Annotated in this window: 18 protein-coding genes and 1 pseudogene; 4 read left to right on the plus strand and 15 right to left on the minus strand. The window is 65.6% G+C overall.

The window, feature by feature from the left end; all coding sequences use genetic code 11:
• Window position 1: 1 nt before the first annotated feature.
• From GN331_RS15825 to GN331_RS15845, 5 genes are all read right to left on the minus strand, one after another.
• Window positions 2-415: a hypothetical protein gene (locus GN331_RS15825; RefSeq protein WP_156643266.1), complete on the minus strand. Its 414-nt coding sequence runs from the start codon at window positions 413-415 to the stop codon at window positions 2-4.
• Window positions 416-690: 275 nt separating this feature from the next.
• Window positions 691-1,041, minus strand: coding sequence for a hypothetical protein (locus GN331_RS15830; RefSeq protein WP_156643267.1), 351 nt, complete (start codon window positions 1,039-1,041; stop codon window positions 691-693).
• A 19-nt stretch (window positions 1,042-1,060) separates the two neighbouring features.
• Window positions 1,061-1,285, minus strand: a complete 225-nt coding sequence (locus tag GN331_RS15835) for a hypothetical protein (protein ID WP_156643268.1) — start codon at window positions 1,283-1,285, stop codon at window positions 1,061-1,063.
• Between the two features lie 37 nt (window positions 1,286-1,322).
• Window positions 1,323-1,523, minus strand: coding sequence for a hypothetical protein (locus tag GN331_RS15840; protein WP_156643269.1), 201 nt, complete (start codon window positions 1,521-1,523; stop codon window positions 1,323-1,325).
• Window positions 1,524-1,578: 55 nt separating this feature from the next.
• The gene (locus GN331_RS15845) at window positions 1,579-2,079 is read right to left on the minus strand and encodes an Hsp20/alpha crystallin family protein (protein WP_156643270.1); all 501 of its coding nucleotides are present in this window, start codon (window positions 2,077-2,079) and stop codon (window positions 1,579-1,581) included.
• 681 nt (window positions 2,080-2,760) lie between these two features.
• Here GN331_RS15845 and GN331_RS15850 point away from each other — a divergent pair.
• Complete coding sequence (locus GN331_RS15850; RefSeq protein ID WP_197427191.1) at window positions 2,761-4,143, plus strand: MipA/OmpV family protein; 1,383 nt, start codon at window positions 2,761-2,763, stop codon at window positions 4,141-4,143.
• 237 nt (window positions 4,144-4,380) lie between these two features.
• On the opposite strand, the gene GN331_RS15855 is transcribed toward GN331_RS15850, so the two are convergent.
• The 6 genes from GN331_RS15855 to nudE all read right to left on the minus strand — a co-directional run bounded on the left by GN331_RS15855 (window position 4,381) and on the right by nudE (window position 8,049).
• The gene (locus tag GN331_RS15855; protein WP_156643272.1) at window positions 4,381-4,920 is read right to left on the minus strand and encodes a hypothetical protein; all 540 of its coding nucleotides are present in this window, start codon (window positions 4,918-4,920) and stop codon (window positions 4,381-4,383) included.
• Window positions 4,921-4,970: 50 nt separating this feature from the next.
• Window positions 4,971-5,255 (minus strand): hypothetical protein, encoded by a 285-nt coding sequence (locus GN331_RS15860; protein ID WP_156643273.1) that lies wholly within the window; start codon window positions 5,253-5,255, stop codon window positions 4,971-4,973.
• Window positions 5,256-5,571: 316 nt separating this feature from the next.
• On the minus strand, window positions 5,572-5,877 hold the full coding sequence (locus tag GN331_RS15865; protein WP_156643274.1) for an Mpo1-like protein: 306 nt from the start codon (window positions 5,875-5,877) through the stop codon (window positions 5,572-5,574).
• Window positions 5,874-6,704 (minus strand): nucleoside triphosphate pyrophosphohydrolase, encoded by an 831-nt coding sequence (gene mazG / locus GN331_RS15870; protein WP_197427192.1) that lies wholly within the window; start codon window positions 6,702-6,704, stop codon window positions 5,874-5,876. The genes GN331_RS15865 and mazG overlap by 4 nt, the downstream gene beginning before the upstream one ends.
• Complete coding sequence (cysQ, locus tag GN331_RS15875; protein ID WP_156643380.1) at window positions 6,689-7,492, minus strand: 3'(2'),5'-bisphosphate nucleotidase CysQ; 804 nt, start codon at window positions 7,490-7,492, stop codon at window positions 6,689-6,691. The genes mazG and cysQ overlap by 16 nt, the downstream gene beginning before the upstream one ends.
• Window positions 7,492-8,049: an ADP compounds hydrolase NudE gene (gene nudE / locus GN331_RS15880; protein WP_156643276.1), complete on the minus strand. Its 558-nt coding sequence runs from the start codon at window positions 8,047-8,049 to the stop codon at window positions 7,492-7,494. Before nudE ends, cysQ begins: the two co-directional genes overlap by 1 nt.
• Window positions 8,050-8,066: 17 nt before the next feature.
• Between nudE and bioA the strand changes: the two genes are divergently transcribed.
• Window positions 8,067-9,440: an adenosylmethionine--8-amino-7-oxononanoate transaminase gene (gene bioA / locus GN331_RS15885; protein ID WP_231734547.1), complete on the plus strand. Its 1,374-nt coding sequence runs from the start codon at window positions 8,067-8,069 to the stop codon at window positions 9,438-9,440.
• Window positions 9,440-10,171 (plus strand): 16S rRNA (uracil(1498)-N(3))-methyltransferase, encoded by a 732-nt coding sequence (locus tag GN331_RS15890; RefSeq protein ID WP_156643277.1) that lies wholly within the window; start codon window positions 9,440-9,442, stop codon window positions 10,169-10,171. Before bioA ends, GN331_RS15890 begins: the two co-directional genes overlap by 1 nt.
• A gap of 10 nt (window positions 10,172-10,181) precedes the next feature.
• On the opposite strand, the gene GN331_RS15895 is transcribed toward GN331_RS15890, so the two are convergent.
• Genes GN331_RS15895 through GN331_RS17055 form a run of 3 tightly spaced genes read right to left on the minus strand, consistent with a single transcriptional unit; the run spans window position 10,182 to window position 14,819 of the window.
• A complete protein-coding gene (locus GN331_RS15895; RefSeq protein ID WP_156643278.1) occupies window positions 10,182-10,682 on the minus strand; it encodes a chemotaxis protein CheW in 501 nt (166 codons plus the stop codon).
• Between the two features lie 20 nt (window positions 10,683-10,702).
• Window positions 10,703-12,454 carry a chemotaxis protein CheB gene (locus tag GN331_RS17005; protein WP_156643279.1) on the minus strand — a complete coding sequence of 584 codons (1,752 nt, stop codon included), beginning with the start codon at window positions 12,452-12,454 and terminating at the stop codon, window positions 10,703-10,705.
• Complete coding sequence (locus tag GN331_RS17055; RefSeq protein ID WP_425489311.1) at window positions 12,447-14,819, minus strand: response regulator; 2,373 nt, start codon at window positions 14,817-14,819, stop codon at window positions 12,447-12,449. Before GN331_RS17055 ends, GN331_RS17005 begins: the two co-directional genes overlap by 8 nt.
• 143 nt (window positions 14,820-14,962) lie before the next feature.
• Here GN331_RS17055 and GN331_RS17060 point away from each other — a divergent pair, with 143 nt between their 5' ends.
• Complete coding sequence (locus GN331_RS17060) at window positions 14,963-15,724, plus strand: pentapeptide repeat-containing protein (protein ID WP_425489312.1); 762 nt, start codon at window positions 14,963-14,965, stop codon at window positions 15,722-15,724.
• 847 nt (window positions 15,725-16,571) lie between these two features.
• Here the strand turns inward: GN331_RS17060 and GN331_RS17065 are convergent.
• Window positions 16,572-18,719, minus strand: a pseudogene (locus GN331_RS17065) (FimL-related protein); the annotation flags it as partial.
• Window positions 18,720-18,726: the final 7 nt, after the last annotated feature.

Below are 18,726 nucleotides of genomic sequence, written 5' to 3' on the forward strand. Positions count from 1 at the left end.
GTCATGCGCGGGCAGCGCGAAGCGCTCGAAGGATGTCTCGACCGACTTCGGTCAGTTTCGGGGGCTCAGATGCGTCAATGAAGCAAGCACCGAGATGGCCGACTCGCGCAATATCCTTGGTCAGCCCAACGCCGCGTTCGATGCGTTCAAGCACGAACAACAAGTCATGACGTTCTAGCAATCCTTCTGGCTCGTCATCTTGACGGCGAGTACCAATTCGACTGGCCTGGATCTCGTTCCACTTTTGTTCGACATAGGGTTCGACCGATTCCCAAGGAAGCGCCGACCGATTGCAGTCATTCCAAGTCCGTTGGGCAAGGGATTTGATGTCGGCCCATCTGCTGCCCCAGAAAAGTTCCGTGATTGCAGCTGTAAAGCTCTCCACCTCTCCCGAGGTGGCGCGATGTTCGTTCATTAAGTGGGTCTCCGGTAGAGCTGCACGGAGGCCCCGAGTCGACGGCGCCGGGTGTTTGATCAAGGCGGCGGGGCGTATGCCCCGCCGTTTCTTTGCGCGAACTTCATACCTGGACTCGCTGAAAGCATCTCCCGTGCATCCTGAGGGATTCCCGCGCACTCAGGCTGACGAATGCCGAGCCGGCAAGCCCGCCTTTCACGATCGTGGTTTGGACGTCGCCGGCAAACCGTTCCAGCGCCATCTCGCCGAAGGTCCAGCAAATTCAGACGCGAGACTTAATCATTCCCGCGCAGGCTTGGGTCCACTTGGGGTCGCGCGAGTCGAGACCCGAAATTATCCGCACACTTTGCCTCTTCGCCGAGTTGTCCCGCCCCGCGCGCGATCACGTCGACCAGTTCCGCAGTCCAGTCCTCCGCGAACACCTGCATGTGTTGCGAGAGCCAGTCGCTCGATCGTGCATCGGCAGGTAGGGGGATCGTCTGCGCGACGCAGTCGGCGCGAAGCCTGCGCCATTGCTGCAGCAGCACGTCTGGTTGAGGGTGACTGTGCAACAGGCTCTGCAACACCAAGTGCTGCACCGCCACTTGCGCCTGGACAATCGCAAGCTCGTCGCGCCAGGTTTCCATGTTCCGCTCCGGGCGATGGTCAATTCGGCTCGCTCGTCGCCGTCGCGAGGGAGGCCTTCTGGATCTCGTCGACAACGAGATCCCACGGCGGCTCGTCGGCTCCGCGCAGATCCTCCCAAGCTTCGGCAAGCACGGGTTCCAATTCTTCCCACGTCGCGTGCTCGTATTCCTCCTTCGCTGTGCGGATGATTGCCCTCAACAAATGTGGTTCGGCCGCGTTTGGCATTGTGTTGCAGTACGACATGGCATCACCGTTCGAATGCAATTTTGGTCGTCGACTCTCAATGCAAGAACCAAGTTTCGCGAACGAAGTCGCGCACGTGTTCCCAGGGCAGACGTTCCCGGAGGGGGGAGCGCTCGGTCCACGCCTGGCGGGCTCGCGGCTCTACCTCGTTCCAGCGCAAGCCCGGGCAAAGGTTCTGCAGGAACTTGGCGAAGGTAGCCACCTCGAAGGCATCGGACAGGAGCTTTCTGGTATCCATGGCATCCACCCGGAATAGCGGCCGGCCCACCCATGTGAGCCAGCCGAAGAAGCGCTCACTGCTTGGAGGCTTGGTCCTCCAGCACGCGGCTGCCCAAGTGGTTCACCTGGATGCGACGGGGTGTCGTTTCGGGTCGCTTGGGGATGGATACTTCCAGCACACCGTTGCGGCCTTGCGCGGATATGCCTTGGGCATCGGCGCTGCCAGGCAACGCGAATCGCCGATGGAAAACCCCGTAGCTGCGCTCGATGCGCGAGAAGCGATTGGTCCGCGCTGCATTCTCGCTTTTGCGCTCGCCCTTGATGGTGAGGATCCCGTCGTCCATCGAGACCTCGATGTCGGCGGGCTCCATGCCCGGCAAGTCGGCTAGCAGGACGAAGCGCTCCGGCTCTTCGAGCACGTCCACGCGCGGCGTCCATTGGCTGGTGACGATGGAACTATCGTCGGAGGTGTCTTGGTCGAACCTGCCGCCTTCAAACATACGGTCGACGACACGGCGAAGTTCATTGTGCAAGTTCAGGCCGGTTGGCCAATCAGTCTGACGAACCATGTTCATGGCAAGTCTCCGGATTTTCCTTTTATTGATCCTGGTGGCGACGGGGGTTCCGTCGCGCGGGAAATTACCAATTCCGCTGCGAGTTTCAAGCCATCGGCGATGAGGGCTCTCAGGAAAAATTCAGACAGAATTTTTGCGGCGCACAATTCCGCGATGAGGCTCGGGAATCTTGCTGAACACTTTAGTCACGGGCTTGCCGAACGTAATTCCGTGGGCAAACCTTCGCTCAGGATCAGATGGCTGCGGCTCGTACACCGACTCCTACTTGACTCGACTTCCTTCGCACGCCAGCGCCGCGCGAAGGCTGCTCAAAGGTGTGCCCCAGGCGAGATTTTGTGAAGGCCAGTCACGCCGAATGTCCGCTTTGGGTCGAAAGCGGTCACCCATTGAGCCGCCCTAGGCAATGGCCCTGCGCTCTCCCGACAACGATCGGCTTCCTGCAAAGCGCGCTTTGCAGCCCCCAATGAACGCTCGGGCGAAAGCCCCTTGATCGAAGCGACCCGCAAGGTGATGCCCCAGCGTTGGTAGTTTCAAATTTTTTCCCAAAAAATTTGGAACTACCGACGTTCGGGCGGCGCGCCAATGACGCAGAGCGACGCCCCAGGCGCGAACCCCAGAGGTTCACACAGCAGCAACACCCCCTCGACCACATTCCGGCCACCGCGTGTGGATACCCCCGCCATGCATGGCTTGAAGCGCGCACTGACGCTTGGCTCAGCCTTATGCGCGATCGCCGGCGCAGCCCACGCGCAGGACGCGTTCTTCGGCACCGTACTGCAGGAACCCGGCAGCGCCGGCCTGGGCTTCGTCATGCGCACGGAGACCTCCCCGTACATCGACGGCGACAACCGCGACGACTTCCTCCCGCTCTATCTCTACGAAGGCGAACGCTTCTTCATGCGTGCGAACGAAGTCGGCGTACGCATCTGGCACGACGACACGATGGGCTTCGAAGCGTTCGCAGAACGCCGCCTGGAAGGCTATCCCGAAGACACCGCACCTGCCTCGCTGGAAGGCATGCAGATCCGCAACACCGGCGCCGACCTCGGCGCGCGCTTCTACCTGCAACAAGGCGCATCGCGTTGGGACCTGAGCGTGCGGCACGACATCGCCAACCTCTCGCACGGCACCGAAGCGCGCGCGGGGTACAGCTACACGATCCAGGGCGACCGATGGCGTTTGCAGCCGGTCGCGTTGCTGTCGTGGCGCAGCGCCGATCTCAACGACTTCTACTACGGCGTCTCACCGACGGAAGCGCGACCCGACCGCGCCGTCTACGACGCCGGCGCAGGATTCAACACGACGCTCGCGCTCTACGGCGAGTACCGTATCTTCCAACACTGGAGCCTGATCGGCGGCGCCTACGCGACACAGGTGTCGAGCGAAATCAGCGACAGCCCGATCGTCGAAGACGACCTGCGATGGGGCGTGATGGCAGGCGCGGTCTACGATTTCGGCAACAGCCAGGTGCGCTGGGACGACGACACCTCGCCGACCTACATCAAGGTCTTCTACGGACGCGACAGCGGCGAAGGGTGCCACCTGGTCCGCATCATGGCGCTGCAATGCGTGAGCCTCAACGACGACGACCCGACCGACATCGTCGGCGTGCACGTCGGCCGCCCCTTCGTCTCGCGCTTCAACGATTGGCCACTCGACATCATCGGTTACGTCGGCGTGCTGCGGCATCTCGAGAAAGACCGCCAGCGCGACAGCTGGCAGATCGACGCCTACATGAAGGGCTTCTGGTACGGATTCCCGTGGAGTCATCGCGTCAACACGCGCGTGGGTTTCGGCATCGGCGTCTCGTACGCCGAGCGCGTGCCGTACACGGAGGTCAGCGCGCAGGCGCGGCGCGAAGAGAACACGTCGAAGCTGCTCAACTACCTGGAACCGAGCATCGACGTGAGCGTCGGAGACATCTTCGGCAGCAAGCGCTGGCATGATCTGTACTTCGGATTCGCGGTGTCGCACCGGTCGGGGATCTTCGGAAGCTCGCAGTTGCTCGGGACTGTGGATGGTGGATCGAACTACATCTACGCGTATCTCGAAGGCGCGTTCTGAGGTTCGAGTGCTCCACCATCATTGGCGCGCCGCCCGAACGTTGATGGTTCCAAATTTTTTGGGAAAAAATTTGAAACCATCAACGCTGGGGCATCACCTTGCGGGTCGCTTCGATCAAGGGGCTTTCGCCCGATCGTTTGTTGGGGGCTGCAAAGCAAGCTTTGCAGGAAGCTGATCGTTGTCGGAATAGCGCAAGCCGAGACCGCCGATGCTCAACGTTTAGCATTCGCTTGATTGTTACGGCTCAGGCCCATCATATGCGCCGCCCGTTGCTTCGCCATTCGAGAGATTGACCCGGAATGGATGCCAAGAGTCGTCGTAGTGCCTGGCCTCGCCGAGGACGTCGTGGCGTGTGACTTGAAGGACGCGCAATCCGTCCCACGCAAGCCGACGGCTCCGCCAAACCCGGCCGGAACCGTTGATCAGTTCAATGTCCGTCGTGTTCGAAACAACGAAGCCACTGGCGTCCGGCGTTGGCGTGCAGGACTCAATCTGGCCTCCAAACGACTGGATGATTGATTTCGTCGCAGGGTCTACGACGTAGGCCGTGCCACCCGCGATTACGAGAACATGCTTCGTATCGGAAAGAGCGACTGCGTGGTCGAAGAAACACAAGCCGCGTTGGAAGTTGCCAACCCACGCTTCCCGCGTGCCCGCAAGAAAGCGGATCACGTAGCCCTCCCTGGAAACGGTAGAGCTCGTGTCACTAAATAGCTTGGGCAGATCTCCGTAAGCGGGTAGCCCGGGGAGCACTTCAAACACGAGCGCGATCTCCATGGGAACAACGGGGAGGCCATGGTCACTTTCTGAGTGACCGGTATCGGTGGTCAGTCATCCGAGAACGGCAGAGTCCTACGCTCTAGATCGCCCTGCCTCATTAGGTCCCGCAGCACCGCATCGATGACCGCAGGGGTCAACTCGCTCACAACGATCATATGTTTCTCGCCTAGGTGCACGCGGACCTGCGAGCCCTCGACAAAGTCGCCCACCGTTGCCAGGAGTTCGGGGGTTGCGAAGAACAGCCATCGCTTCCCGGATGGGAAATCAATGGTGACGTCCACCGTACACGTCATTGGGGACTCGATAGCGTCATCGATGGTGTACGAATACATGGCGAGCCGCGGCGATGGTCCAACTTGGGATTATGCAGGCCGGGTTAGTCTGCTGACGCGCACTTCGAAGGTCTGCCTTGGGTCGAAAGCAGTCACCCGGTGAGCAATGGCAGCTTCGGCAAAGGCCCTGGGCTCCCCCGACAACGATCGGCTTCCTGCAAAGCTCGCTTTGCAGCCCCCAACAAACGCTCGGGCGAAAGTCCCTTGATCGAAGCGACCCGCAAGGTGATGCCCCAGCGTTGATGGTTTCAAATTTTTTCCCAAAAAATTTGGAACCATCGACGTTCGGGCGGCGCGCCAATGATGGTGGAACGCCTTACAGCTTCACCCGCCCCCGCAGCACATCGACAAACATCACCCAGTCGCCAACGAACGAATAGATCGGATGCTTGAACGTCGCAGGCCGATTGTGTTCGAAGAAAAAGTGCCCCACCCACGCGAACCCATAGCCGCAGCCCAGCGCCGCCAACAACCACCACGCATTCCCCGTCGCGATCGCGACACCAAGCAACGCCAACACCCCGCAACTCCCGACGAAATGCAGCCGCCGGCAAACCACGTTCGCGTGCTCGCCCAGATAGAACGGATAGAACTCGCGGAAGCTCGCGAAGCGCGCGCTCATTTCGACTCTTCCTTCTTCGCGCGATTCCAATAAGCGTCCTGCCCATCCAACGGCAATGAAGACAGATGAATCCCCTCCGCCTCCGCCATCACCTCCATCATCCGGAACCGCCGCTCGAACTTCAGATTCGCCCGACGCAACGCAGACCCGACATCCACCTTCGCGTGCCGCGCGATGTTCGCGCACACGAACAACAGATCGCCGATCTCATCCTCCAGCCGATCGCGCGCGAACGCATCGGTGGGATCGACGGCGACGGCTTCGAACTCCGCCCGCACCTCGTCGATCTCCTCGTGCAACTTCTCGATCACGGGCGCAGGCCCCGGCCAGTCGAACCCGACCTTCGCCGCCTTGTGCTGCAACTTCACCGCACGCTGCCATTCCGGCAAACCACGCGCGATGCCGGCCAGCGCACTCGTGTCCTCATGTCCCGCGGCGTCGCGCTCGCGGCGCTTGTGTTCTTCCCACGCGACCGTCTGCGCCTTCGCATCGCCGACTTGCGCATCGGCGAACACATGCGGATGCCGGCGCACCATCTTGTCGCAGATCGCCGCGACGACATCGTTGAAATCGAACGCGCCCTGCTCTTCCGCCATGCGCGCGTGGAAGACGACCTGCAACAACAGATCGCCGAGTTCATCGCGCAATCCCGGCAGATCCTTGCGATCGATCGCATCGGCGACTTCGTACGCTTCTTCGACGGTATACGGCGCGATGCTCGCGAAGGTCTGCTCGACGTCCCACGGGCAGCCGCCATTCGGATCGCGCAAGCGCGCCATGATCTGTAACAAGGCATCGATGTTCGGCTTGCTCATGCGTTCATCCATTCGCGCCAGGGCAGTTGCGGATCGCCGAGTGCGAGGAAATCGCCGTTGAGGATCGTTTCGCGCTGGTTGTAGCGCATCGGACGGCCCTTCGCGTCGACGACCATGCCGCCTGCGGATTCCAGGACGATCTGCCCCGCGGCCGTGTCCCATTCGCTGGTCGGGCCGAAGCGCGGATACACATCGAGCCCGCCATCGGCGAGCCGGCAGAATTTCAACGACGAACCCAGGCTCAGCGGTTCGGTCGGACCGAGCTTCGCGATGAACGCATCGGTGCGTTCGTCGCGATGCGAGCGGCTGGCGGCCACGCGCAGCGGTGCGGTCGCGGGGCGGCGCGACTGGATCGCGATCTCGCCGTCGCCACGCCGATGCAACGCAGGACCACCGCGCATCGCGTGCCACAGATCGCCCGTCACCGGCGCCTGCACGACACCGAAGATCACTTCGCCATCTTCGATGAGCGCGAGGTTCACCGAGAACTCGCCGTTGCGCTTGACGAACTCGCGCGTGCCGTCGAGCGGATCGACCAGCCACAGGCGACGCCATTCGCGGCGCATGTTCCATGTGGTGTCTTCCGCGGCTTCTTCCGAGAGCACGGGAATGTTGGGCGTCAGCGCTTCGAGGCCTTCGACGAGGATGCGATGCGCCGCAAGATCGGCCGCGGTGAGCGGGCTGCAGTCGGACTTGCGTTCGACCTCGAAGGGCTGCTCGTAGATCCCGAGGATCGCGACCGCGGCCTGTTGCGCAAGGGCAATCGCGCCTTCGCGCAATGCATCGTCGATCTTCATCATCATCGATTGGCCGCCTGCATGCGCAGCCATTCGCGCACGACGAACAACGCGGCGATCGAGCGGCCTTCGGAGAAATCCTCGCGCAAGATCAGCTGGTCCAGCGCGTCGAGCTTCCATGGCACCACTTCCAGCTCCTCGGGTTCGTCGCCGGGCAGGCGTTCTTCGTACAGATCGCGCGCGAGCACCAGGTGCGTCTGGTGGCTCATGTAGGTGGGCGCGAGCGTGATCGAACGCAGCACCTGCAGGGAGCGCGCGCCGTAGCCGGCCTCTTCCTTCAGTTCGCGGTCGGCGGCCTGTTCGGGCGTCTCGCCGGCGTCGATGCGGCCTTTCACGAGGCCGAGTTCGTAACGATGCATCCCGGCCGCATATTCGCGCACGAGCAGCGCGGTCTGGGCGTCGAGCATCGGCACGACGATCACGGCCCCGTGGCCGCGCCCGTGAAGGCGTTCGTAGCGGCGGCGCTCGCCGTTGTCGAACTCCAGGTCCAGGCGCTCCATGCGCCAGGGGCCGGCGTCGTGCTCGGTGATGCCGTGGATGGTGGGCAGGCGGCGGGTCATGGACGCAGAATGCACGAATGGACAGCTTCGACCCGATGATAGCGCGCGACCTGCAGGTGCTGTGGCACCCCTGCACGCAGATGCGCGAACACCCCGCGATCCTGCCGCTGGTGCCCATTGCGCGGGGCGAAGGCGCGTGGCTGGTGGGGACCGATGGCAAGCGCTATCTCGACGCGGTGTCGAGCTGGTGGACCAACCTGTTCGGCCATGCCGAACCGCGCATCGCGCGCGCGATCGCCGAACAGGCGGGAACGCTCGAACAGGTGATCCTCGCCGGCTTCACGCACGAGCCCGCGGTCGCGCTCGCCGAACGCCTGCTTTCGTTCGCACCACGCGAAGCGGGCCGCGCGCCGCTCGCGAAGGTCTTCTATGCCGACAACGGTTCGGCGGGCGTGGAAGTCGCGCTGAAGATGGCCTTCCACTGGTTCCGCAATCGCGGGCAAACGCAGCGCACGAAGTTCATCGCGCTGGAAAACGGGTATCACGGCGAAACGATCGGCGCGCTCGCGGTCGGTGATATTCCGCTCTATCGGCGCGTGTATGCACCGCTGCTGGCCGAAGCGATCTTCGCGCCCTCGCCCGACGCCTACCTGGCGCGCGAAGGCGAGACGCCGGTCGATTGCGCCGAGCGCGCGGCGGAAGCATTGCGCGACATCCTCGAACGCCACGGCCACGAAGTCTGCGCGCTGATCCTCGAACCCCGCGTGCAATGCGCCGGCGGCATGCGGATGCATGATCCGGTGTATCTCAAGCGTGCGCGCGAACTCTGCGATGCGCATGGCGTGTTCCTGATCGCCGACGAGATCGCCGTGGGCTTCGGCCGCACGGGTACGCGCTTCGCGTGCGAACAGGCGGGCATCCAGCCGGATCTGATGTGCCTGTCGAAGGGCTTGACCGGTGGATTCCTGCCGCTCGCGGCGGTGCTCGCGACGCAGGCGATCTACGACGGCTTCCTCGATGATTCGCGCGAGCGCGCCTTCCTGCATTCGCACAGCTACACGGGCAATCCGCTCGCGTGCGCGGCCGCGCTGCGTGCGCAGGCGATCTTCGACGAAGACGACGTGCTGGTGCGCAACCTCGCGACGGCGGCGCGCATGACGGAACTCGCGGCGTCGGTCGCCGAGTCGCCGCACGTCGCCGATGCGCGCCAGGCCGGGATGATCCTCGCCTTCGAACTGACGAAGAACGGCGACAAGGCCACGCCCTTCGACGGCGCTTCACGCGTGGGGCTGCACGCTTATCGCAAAGCCCTGGAGCTGGGTGTCGTGTTGCGCCCGTTGGGCGACATCCTCTACTGGATGCCGCCCTACTGCATCGACGACGATCAGCTCGACCTCCTCGCGCGCGCCACGCGCGAGGCCATCTTCCACGCCACGAAGGACGCTGCCTGATGCGTACCACGCGCGTATTCGTCGACATGCCGCTCAAGCCGGGCGCGTTGATCACGTTGCCGGACGATGCCGCCGCCCATCTGGTCCGCGTGTTGCGCCTGCAGGAAGGCGATGCGTGCGTGCTGTTCAACGGCGACGGTGGCGATTACTCGGCGTCGTTGCTGGTCGCCAACAAGCGCGGCGTGCAGGCGCAGGTGCTTGCGCGGCGCGAGGTCGACAACGAATCGCCGCTGCGCATCGCGCTCGTGCAGGGGATCGCGCGCGGCGAGAAGATGGATTGGATCCTGCAGAAGGCGACCGAACTCGGCGTCGCCTCGGTGCTGCCGGTGCAGAGCGATCGCAGCGAAGTGAAACTCGAACCCGAGCGCGCGGTGAAGCGGCTCGCGCATTGGCGCAGTGTGGTGGTGTCTGCGTGCGAACAAAGCGGGCGCGCACGCGTGCCGGACGTCGCGGTCGTGCAACCGTTGTCGGGCGTCGCGGCGTCGTTGGAATCGCCGCATCGCTTCCTGCTCGATCCCGAGGCAGGCGACACGATCGCCACGATGCAGGCCATCGAAGGCGCGTGTGTACTCGCGGTCGGGCCGGAAGGCGGATGGTCGGAGCGCGATCGCGCGACCTTGCAGGCCGCGGGATTCACGGGCCTGCGTCTGGGCCCACGCGTGTTGCGCACGGAAACCGCCGGCGTCGCCGCGATTGCGGCGCTGCAGGCGCGGTTCGGCGATCTGGGGTGACGCGCCTGGCTTAAGCGGCGGAGGCCTTGAGCGCTTCGCCGATCATCGTTTCGACGCGCTCCAGGTCCGGCAGCAACGCATGGTCCTCGTTGAGGAGCACGCGGGCCTGCACGCCTTCGGGCATTGTTTCGTCGGGATCGCCCGCGTCGGTCACCACGGTCTCGCGCGACACCGTCACCAGGCGCGGGAAGCCCTGCGTGAGCATCGCGAAGTACGGCGCCTTCGCATCGCCACCGAGGGCCTTGAGCACGATGACCTTGCTGCCGAGGCCACCGGCTTCGCCGCTGGCGATGCCGGACAGGCGCGCGAACGCGATCAGCGGCACCTGCCAACCACGCCAGCGAATGCGACCGAGCATCCAGTCGGGCGTGTTGGCGATCGGTTCGGGGTCGGCGTACGACATCACTTCGGCGATCGTCGCGTTCGGCAGCAACAAGCGGCCGCCGGCGATCTGGATGAGCACACCCCGGACGTCTTGCGTTTGGAGATCGGTAGCCTGGGCGTTGGACATCGCAGTCATTCTCTGTTGGATCAGGCCGGCCAGCGCTGCAGCAGCGACTGGACGAGTTCCTGGGGTGCCGCGGCCGTGGCGCCGCGCGCCGTCAGCGCCATGGGCGCGGCCGCGTCGTAGCAACCATCGGGCGATTGGCCGGCGACGAGCGCGCCGCGTTGCGCGTGCGCCATCGCAGCATCGACGAGCGAGGGATCCGCGCCACTGAGCATCAGCACGGCGGAGTCTTCCGCCGGCAATGCATCGAGCAGCGAGAAGCCCGCCGCGAAATTCAAACCATGCGAACCGTCCAGGCCGAGGTCGGGCGGGACGATGTACACGTTGCTCGGGAAGATCTTCGTGTTCGCATCGGCCAGGTGCACCGGCAGGACCGACGCGCGCGCCATCTGCTGCACGAGACGATCGTATCGGCCGCCGTCGAGGCGCTGGCTGATGAGCACCGCACGCGGGAAGCCCGCGGGCAGCGCCGTCAGGATCTGGCGCACCGCATCGGGACCGCCGATGCCGGCCAGGATCAGGACCGCGCCAGGATGGTCGTCGTTGGAGACGCCCGTCAGCGCGAGCGAAGCGATCTTCTGTTCGAGCGCGTCGAGGTTCTGCTTGAACTGCGCCGCGACCGGCGCATCGTCGGCACGCTGCGTGGTAACCACGGGCGCGTCGTTCAGGTCTTCGAGCGAGAGATTTTTGAAGCTCGGCGGCGCCACGCGTTGCGCGGCCTGCGACGCTGTCGGTGCTTCGACCGCGATGTCGAAGTCCATGCTCGGCAGCGCTTCCTTCGGCGCGAACTCGCGCACGGGGGGAAGTTCGACCGGCATCTCGACGGCGGTGAGGTCCGCGGACGGCGCGTTGCCGAGATCGCGCAACAGCGCGTCGAAGTCCTGCGTGTCCTGGCGGAACGACGGCGCGGCGGCTTCGAACGTCGGCGTTTCGCCGGCGAAGTCGAGGTCGTTGATGTCGTCGGTGAAGCTGAGCGCGCCGTATTCCGACGCGGCCTCGCCCTGCCCGGCTTCGGCCGTCGCGAGGGCGGGTGCTTCGACTTCGGCCGGCTCGAAATTCGGCAGCTCGAAGGAGAAGGTGTCTTCCTGCGCTTCGGCAGCGACGGGCATTTCCAGCAGTGCTTCGACTTCCGGCATCGCGACGACGGCATCCATCGCCGGCATTTCGAATTCGATCGCTTCGATCGACTCGACGGCTTCGATCGACTCGACGGCTTCGATCGACTCGACTGCTTCGATCGGCGCGACCGCTTCGAACGACTCGATCACTTCCGGCATCGGCTCGCCGATCGGTGCCTCGCGCGGCACCTGCGCGACGACGTCGTCGGCTTCGGCCACGAAGGTCGCGATGTCGGCGTCGACGTGGCGGTCTTCCGGCTTCTCCGGGCGGCCCGGACGCGGCAGCGCGTGCGCGTCGGGCTCGCGGCCCGGCGGCAACACGTCATCGTGGCGGTGCAGCTTCGCGGCGAGATGACGCACCCAGCGCGCGGCATCCCAACCTTCGCGGCGCGCGGCAAGATCGGCTTCGTCGAAGATCACTTCGATCGCGCGATCGGCCAGCACGTCGTCGAACTTCTCCAGCGCGTCTTCCACCGCCGGGTCGAGTGCGACCAGCACGGTTTCCACCGCGGCGATGCGCAACGCTTCGGGATCGATGACCGACGGATCGGCCTCGATCACCACGTCGCCGCCGGCTTCGCGCACGGCGGCGCGAAGGCGTTCTGCGGCTTCACCGGGGCGCGCGAGCAGAGCGACGCGCGGGGACGAATCAGCCATTGCGCGGGCCACCTTGTTCGGCGAGCAGTTCGAACACGTTGCGCAGCAATTCGTGCTCCTGGTACGGCTTGCCGAGGTAACGCTCCACGCCGATGTCGAACGCGCGCTGGCGATGCTTCTCGCCGGTACGCGAGGTGATCATGATGATCGGCACGTTGCGCAGGCGCGGGTCGGACTTCATCGCCGTGGCGAGTTCGTAACCGTCCATGCGCGGCATTTCGATGTCGAGCAGCATCAGGTCGGGCACGCGCTCGTCGAGCTTCTCGAGCGCGTCGACGCCGTCCTTCGCGGTGGCGACTTCGAAGTTGTGGCGTTCCAGCACGCGGCCGGTGACCTTGCGCATCGTGACCGAGTCGTCGACCACCATGACGAGCGGGACGCGGCGCGCTTCGGGCTGCGGGACCGGCGCGACGTCGCGCGGCATCGAAGCCTGTCGGCGCACGAGCGGTGCGACGTCGAGGATCACGACGACCGAGCCGTCGCCCATGATGGTCGCGCCGAAGATGCCAGGCACCGAACCCACCTGCGGGCCCACCGGCTTCACCACGATTTCGCGGTTGCCGACGACCTGGTCGATGCTCACCGCCGCGCGCAGTTCACCCGAGCGGATGAGCAGCAGCGGCATCTGCAACTGGCCTTCGGCCTTCGCCGCGGCATGGCCGAGCAGCAGGCCCAGATCGTGCAGGCCGTACTCTTCGCCGCCGTAGCTGTAGTGCTCTTCGCCCGAGAGTTGTTCGCGGCCGATGCGGCCCACGCCGCGCACCGAAGCGATCGGCACGGCATACGTGGTTTCGCCGATCTTGACGAACACCGCCTGCGTGACCGCGAGCGTCTGCGGCAGGCGCAGCGTGAACGTCGTGCCTTCGCCGTGGCGGCTCTTGATGTCGAGCTGGCCGCCGAGCTGGCGGACTTCGCTGGCCACCACGTCCATGCCCACGCCGCGGCCGGCGAGGCGGCTGACGGTGTCGGCGGTGGAGAAGCCCGGCTCCATGATCAGCGCGTCGAGGTCGGCATCGGCCAGCACCGCGTCGTTGCGGATCAGGCCGCGCTCTTCGGCGCGCTTGCGAATGGCGGTGCGGTTGAGGCCCGCGCCGTCGTCGCCGACTTCCAGCACGACTTCCGACCCTTCGCGGCGCACCGCGATGCGGATCGTGCCTTCCTCGTTCTTCTTGTGCTTCTTGCGTTCGCCCGGCGATTCCAGGCCGTGCGCGACCGCGTTGCGCAGCATGTGTTCCAGCGGCGCGGTCATGCGCTCGAGCACGTTGCGATCGAGTTCGCCCTGCGCGCCTTCCAGCTTGAGCTGCACGTTCTTGCCGGTTTCGCCCGCCGCCTGGCGGACGACGCGGCGCAAACGCGGCACGAGCGCATCGAACGGCACCATGCGCGTGCGCATGAGGCCTTCCTGCAATTCCGAGCTCACGCGCGACTGCTGGAGCAGCAGCGTTTCGTACTGGCGCGTCAGGTCTTCGAGCGAGCCCTGCAAGGACGTCAAGTCCGCCGACGACTCGGCCAGACCGCGGCTGAGCTGCTGGAGGTTGGAGAAGCGGTCGAGTTCGAGCGGATCGAACTGCGTGTCCGCCGTGTCCTCGCGCTGGTAGCGCGCGATGATCTGCGCTTCGGTTTCGATGTCGAGGCGGCGCAGCTGGTCGCGCAGTCGCGCGTTGGTCTGCTCCATTTCGCCCATCGCGCCGCGGAAGGCGCCGAGCTGCTGTTCCAGGCGCGAGCGATAGATCGCGACTTCGCCCGCGTAGTTGACGAGGCGGTCCAGCAGGTCGGCGCGGATGCGCACCTGTTCCTGCGGGGCGCGCACGCTGGTGTCGTCGTCGTCGCCGGTCGGCTGCGAATCCACCGGAGCGGACAGCGGCTTGAGTTCGACCTTCGGCACGAGCACCGGGCGTTCGTAAGCGGCCTCGGCTTCGGGCTCGTACGTGCGGCCCTTGGCGCGCGCGTCGAACTGCGCGATCAACGCATCCGGCATCGCGATCGCGCGACGTTCGGAAACGCGCGTGACCATCGCATGCAGGCGGTCGAAACCGCGTTCGAGCAACGGGATGCCGTCGCGGCCGAGCTCGCTGCGATGTTCGACCACCGCTTCGAGCAACGACTCCATCGCGTGGCCGAGTTCGCCCACGGCCATGATGCCGGCCATGCGCGCACCGCCCTTGAGCGTGTGCAGGTCGCGCTGCAGGCCGACCAGGTGTTCGCGCTCGGTCGGGCCTTCGCGCAGTTGTGCGAGCAGGCCGTCGGAGTGGTCGAGCAGGTCGCCGCCTTCTTCGCAGAAGATGTCGACGAGTTCAGGGTCGAGGTCGGTGAGGTCGAGCGCTTCGTCCGGATCGCCGTGGCCGGCCATCGCGTCGGCGAGCATCTGCGCGACGGCGGGTTCGGATTCGGCTTCCGGTTCGGCTTCGACCGCGGGTTCTTCCACCGGCGCGATCGGCTGCGCGGCTTGCGCCGCGGCCAGTTCGCGGGCCTCGCGCGCAGCCGCTTCTTCGGCTTCGATCCGCGCGTATTCGGCTTCTTCTTCGGCGGCGATGCGTTCCGCTTCGAGGCGCGCGGCTTCGACGCGTTCGGCTTCGACGCGTTCGGCTTCGAGGCGTTCGGCTTCGAGGCGTTCGGCTTCGAGGCGCTCGGCTTCGACGCGTTCTGTTTCGAGGCGTTCGGCTTCGAGACGTTCGGCTTCGACGCGTTCGGCTTCGAGGCGTTCGGCTTCGAGGCGCGCGGCTTCGACGCGCTCGGCTTCGACGCGTTCGGCTTGGGCGCGTTCGGCTTCGGCGCGCTCGGCTTCGACACGCTCGGCTTCGACGCGCTCGGCTTCGGCGCGTTCGGCTTCTTCGCGTTCGAACGCGACGCGTTCGGCTTCCAGGCGTTCCGCGGTTTCCAGCGCCTGCAGGCGCTGTTCCGCTTCCAGTCGTTCGGATTCCAGCCGCTCGGCTTCGAGCAGCGAAGCTTCCAACGCGGCCTGCGCATCCACGCCGGCGTTGTCGAAGGCGTCGCCCGATTCCATCGAGATGGATTCCAGCGACGTCGACTCCATCGAGATCTCTTCGATCTCCGGCGTCTCCATCGAGATCTCTTCGATCGAGGCTTCGTCGAAGCCCATCTCCGCGCGGAGCTCATCGTGCGACGGCGTTGCGACTTCGCCGTCGAGCACGATTTCTTCCAGTTCCATCCCGTCGAAGCGCGTGTCGGCTTCGCTGGCGGCGATGCCGGCATCGACCGGGATCACTTCCGCGAGGTCGAGGAAGGCCGAGAGGTCTTCGGACACGATGACGTCGTCGGTCGTCGCGGCGACGATCGGGGCTTCGTCCTGCACCTGCAGGCCGGTGTCGACCGGCGCGGTGTCGGCGAGGTTGGTGAACTCCGACAGATCCATGCCGCCCGTGAGTTCGGCCGCTTCCAGCTCCACCGGCGGTTCGGTCGGCAGCAGCGGCATCTTCGCTTCGGGCAGCGAGTCGCGCAGTTCGGCGACCTGGCGCGCGAGCGATTCGAACACCGGCACGCGCGGGGCGTCGGACTGCAACGCATCGACCGTGCGGCGGATCGCTTCGGCGGTCGCGGCCAGCGCGGCCACGCCCTGCACCGTCGGCAGTGCGTGCGCGGCGAGCATGCGCTTGATATAGGTCTCGGCCGGACCGGTGAGGTTGGTGATGGCCGGCACTTCGGTCATCGCGAACGCACCGTTCATCGTGTGCATCGCGCGCAGCAGCGCATCGCTCGCGGCGATCGGGCGCGCCTGCGCCTGCGAGAGCCACGCATCGATGGTGATCAGGTGACCGGCCACTTCGGTGTCGAGGATCTCGAGCAGGACCGGATCGACCTTCGCGGCGATCGTGGGTTCTTCGTCCATGACGATCGCGGGCGCGGCCACTTCGACGACCGTTTCGACCGTCGCTTCGGCGATCGGCGCGGCCACTTCGGCCACCACCGGCGCAGCCGCCGCGACATACGTGACGTCTTCACCGGCGGCGACGCGTTCGGCGATCGCTTCGATGCCCGCCAGGTCCGCGGTCAGCGGCGCTTCGCCGCGCAGCGCGGCGTGCAGGTGCGGCAGCGTGTAGTAAGCCTGGTCGACGAGCGCGATGACCGCATCGCTCGGCGGGCGCGTGCCGTCGAGCACGCGGTTGAGCATGTTTTCGATCTTCCAGCTGAACTCGCCGAGCGTCTTGGCGCCGACGAGGCGGCCCGAACCCTTCAGCGTGTGGAAGACGCGGCGGATCGGACGCAGCTTGTCGTTGTCTTCCGGTGCGGCGCGCCAGGCGGGCAGCATCGATTCGAGATGGCCGATCTCTTCTTCGAATTCTTCGAGGAAGACTTCGCGGATTTCATCGTCGATGTCGTCGCTGGTCGCTTCGAAACCACCGGCGGCGCCGGTGGCGACGGGCGCGGGTGCAGCGGCGGGCGCTTCGGCGACGGGCTGCGTCGGCTCGGAGACGAACGCGATCGGACCGGCGGCAGCGACGGGCTGCGTCGGCTCGGAAGCGATGACGGTCGACGCTTCGGTTTCGGCGCTGGCGCCGATGTCGAAGGTCGTCTCGGCTTCCGGCGCCTTCGCATCTTCCGCCGGCAACGGCCAGTAATGCAGCGTTTCCAGGCTCTGCTTCGCGATGTCGAGGATGCCCTCGCGATTCGGACGATTGTCGCGCAGCGCTTCGAGGTAGTACTCGATCGAGGCGAGCGCGTCGGCGAGCGTGTCGAGCTGCTGGCCGTTCGGCACGCGCTTGCGCGCGAGCAATTCGTTCTTGGTGTAACGGGCGACGCCGACGAGGTATTCGGCCGGCTGCGGCACTTCGAGGATGCGCAGCGCACCGCCGACTTCATCGAGCAGGCGCGGCACGTCGGTCAGCTGCGAGTGATCCCAGCTGGTTTCGACGAAGGCGACGAAGGCCTGGCGCGCGTCGGCGAAGTTGGCGATCGCCTCGCGGATCAGGATGTCGAGGACCTTGCGCGATTCACCGGCGATGGTGTCGTTGTCTTCGCTGTCGGCGCGGCCGAGGCGCGCGACTTGGTCGTCCAGCGAGGCATCGACGTAAAGCAGCGCACCGGCGATGTCGAGCAGCGCACCTTCGTCGGCGGAACGGTTGCCCGCGACGATTTCGTGCATGGCATCGCGCTGCTGGAGCACGACGTTGCGCGCGACGCCCAGGCCCATCATGCCGAGCGTATCGGCGACGCGGCTCAGCGCTTCCACCTGCGGCAGCAGATCGGCCACGCCGGTCTGCTTGGTGCGCAGGTGCAGGTCGAGCGCGTCCTTGACGCGCAGCAGGTCTTCCTTGATCGCGGCGGCCACGGTGTCGAGCAGCGCGCGATTGCGCCCGCTCAAGCTGCCGCGCGCATGCGCGAGTTCGGATTCGGTCGGCATCTGCGCCGCCAGGTCGAACGTGTCGCGCAGCGCATCGAGTGCGTTGTGCGCCTGTTCGTTGTGGGCGACGTGATACAGCAACTGACGAGTCGGTTCGGCCGTGGGTTCACCGCGCGGGGCGTTGAAACCATCGCCTTCGAAGATGTGGCGCGCTTCGCGTTCGACGCCGGCGAAGGCCTGGCGCAGCGCCTTGGTCGCGGGCAGCGCACCATCGCGCAATGCGGTGGCGACCGACGAAGCCACCCACAACATGCGGCGCGTGCCTTCGTGGTCCGCGCTTTCGAGCAGGCCTTCGATCGCCTTCGCGATACCGCCGATGTTGGTCGGCGCACCGTCTTCGGGCCATTGCGCGAGCGCGTCGCGCAACGCGGACAACTGCTGGCCCGCCATGAGCTGGCGGCTCTGGCGCGGCAGCGCCATCGGCGCGGGCAGGTTTTCGGGCAGCGGGCGGTCGAGGTTGGGCGCGAACAACACGCTTTCGCTCAGGCCCGTCTCGCCGCGCGCGGCGCGCAACTCGTTGAGCAGCGGCAGCAGGACGATCGGAATGTCCTTGTGGCCGCCCTGCAAACGCTCGAGGTAATCGGGCAGCAGCACCACACCGCGCATCAGCGCAGCGCAGGCTTCATCGCGATCGGCCACCGCGCCGACCGCACCTTGCGGGACGACCAGGGCGAGCGCGAGGCGCTCCATTTCCTCGGCGACCATCGCCGGGGCATACAGCTCCACCATCCGCAGCGTGCCGTGCACCTGGTGCAGGAAGCTGGCGCAGAAGCGCATGTAATTGGTGTCGGAGGGATCTTCGGCGAAGGCCTCGATGTCCCTGCGCGCCTGGCGCAGGGTCTCGTCGATCTCCGGCTTGATCCAGCCGAGCGTGGTGGTGTCGATGGCGTCGCGCAGGGCGGTCATGCCGTTT

The organism is Noviluteimonas gilva (assembly GCF_009740395.1).
Taxonomy (GTDB): domain Bacteria; phylum Pseudomonadota; class Gammaproteobacteria; order Xanthomonadales; family Xanthomonadaceae; genus Noviluteimonas; species Noviluteimonas gilva.

Excerpts from the sequence above, each read along its gene's own strand:
- GN331_RS15825 (WP_156643266.1), bottom strand. The coding sequence starts at position 415 with ATGAACGAACATCGCGCCACCTCGGGAGAGGTGGAGAGCTTTACAGCT.
- GN331_RS15830 (WP_156643267.1), bottom strand. The coding sequence starts at position 1,041 with ATGGAAACCTGGCGCGACGAGCTTGCGATTGTCCAGGCGCAAGTGGCG.
- GN331_RS15835 (WP_156643268.1), bottom strand. The coding sequence starts at position 1,285 with ATGTCGTACTGCAACACAATGCCAAACGCGGCCGAACCACATTTGTTG.
- GN331_RS15840 (WP_156643269.1), bottom strand. The coding sequence starts at position 1,523 with ATGGATACCAGAAAGCTCCTGTCCGATGCCTTCGAGGTGGCTACCTTC.
- GN331_RS15845 (WP_156643270.1), bottom strand. The coding sequence starts at position 2,079 with ATGAACATGGTTCGTCAGACTGATTGGCCAACCGGCCTGAACTTGCAC.
- GN331_RS15850 (WP_197427191.1), top strand. The coding sequence starts at position 2,761 with ATGCATGGCTTGAAGCGCGCACTGACGCTTGGCTCAGCCTTATGCGCG.
- GN331_RS15855 (WP_156643272.1), bottom strand. The coding sequence starts at position 4,920 with ATGGAGATCGCGCTCGTGTTTGAAGTGCTCCCCGGGCTACCCGCTTAC.
- GN331_RS15860 (WP_156643273.1), bottom strand. The coding sequence starts at position 5,255 with ATGTATTCGTACACCATCGATGACGCTATCGAGTCCCCAATGACGTGT.
- GN331_RS15865 (WP_156643274.1), bottom strand. The coding sequence starts at position 5,877 with ATGAGCGCGCGCTTCGCGAGCTTCCGCGAGTTCTATCCGTTCTATCTG.
- mazG (WP_197427192.1), bottom strand. The coding sequence starts at position 6,704 with ATGGATGAACGCATGAGCAAGCCGAACATCGATGCCTTGTTACAGATC.
- cysQ (WP_156643380.1), bottom strand. The coding sequence starts at position 7,492 with ATGATGAAGATCGACGATGCATTGCGCGAAGGCGCGATTGCCCTTGCG.
- nudE (WP_156643276.1), bottom strand. The coding sequence starts at position 8,049 with ATGACCCGCCGCCTGCCCACCATCCACGGCATCACCGAGCACGACGCC.
- bioA (WP_231734547.1), top strand. The coding sequence starts at position 8,067 with ATGGACAGCTTCGACCCGATGATAGCGCGCGACCTGCAGGTGCTGTGG.
- GN331_RS15890 (WP_156643277.1), top strand. The coding sequence starts at position 9,440 with ATGCGTACCACGCGCGTATTCGTCGACATGCCGCTCAAGCCGGGCGCG.
- GN331_RS15895 (WP_156643278.1), bottom strand. The coding sequence starts at position 10,682 with ATGTCCAACGCCCAGGCTACCGATCTCCAAACGCAAGACGTCCGGGGT.
- GN331_RS17005 (WP_156643279.1), bottom strand. The coding sequence starts at position 12,454 with ATGGCTGATTCGTCCCCGCGCGTCGCTCTGCTCGCGCGCCCCGGTGAA.
- GN331_RS17055 (WP_425489311.1), bottom strand. The coding sequence starts at position 14,819 with ATGCTCGCCGACGCGATGGCCGGCCACGGCGATCCGGACGAAGCGCTC.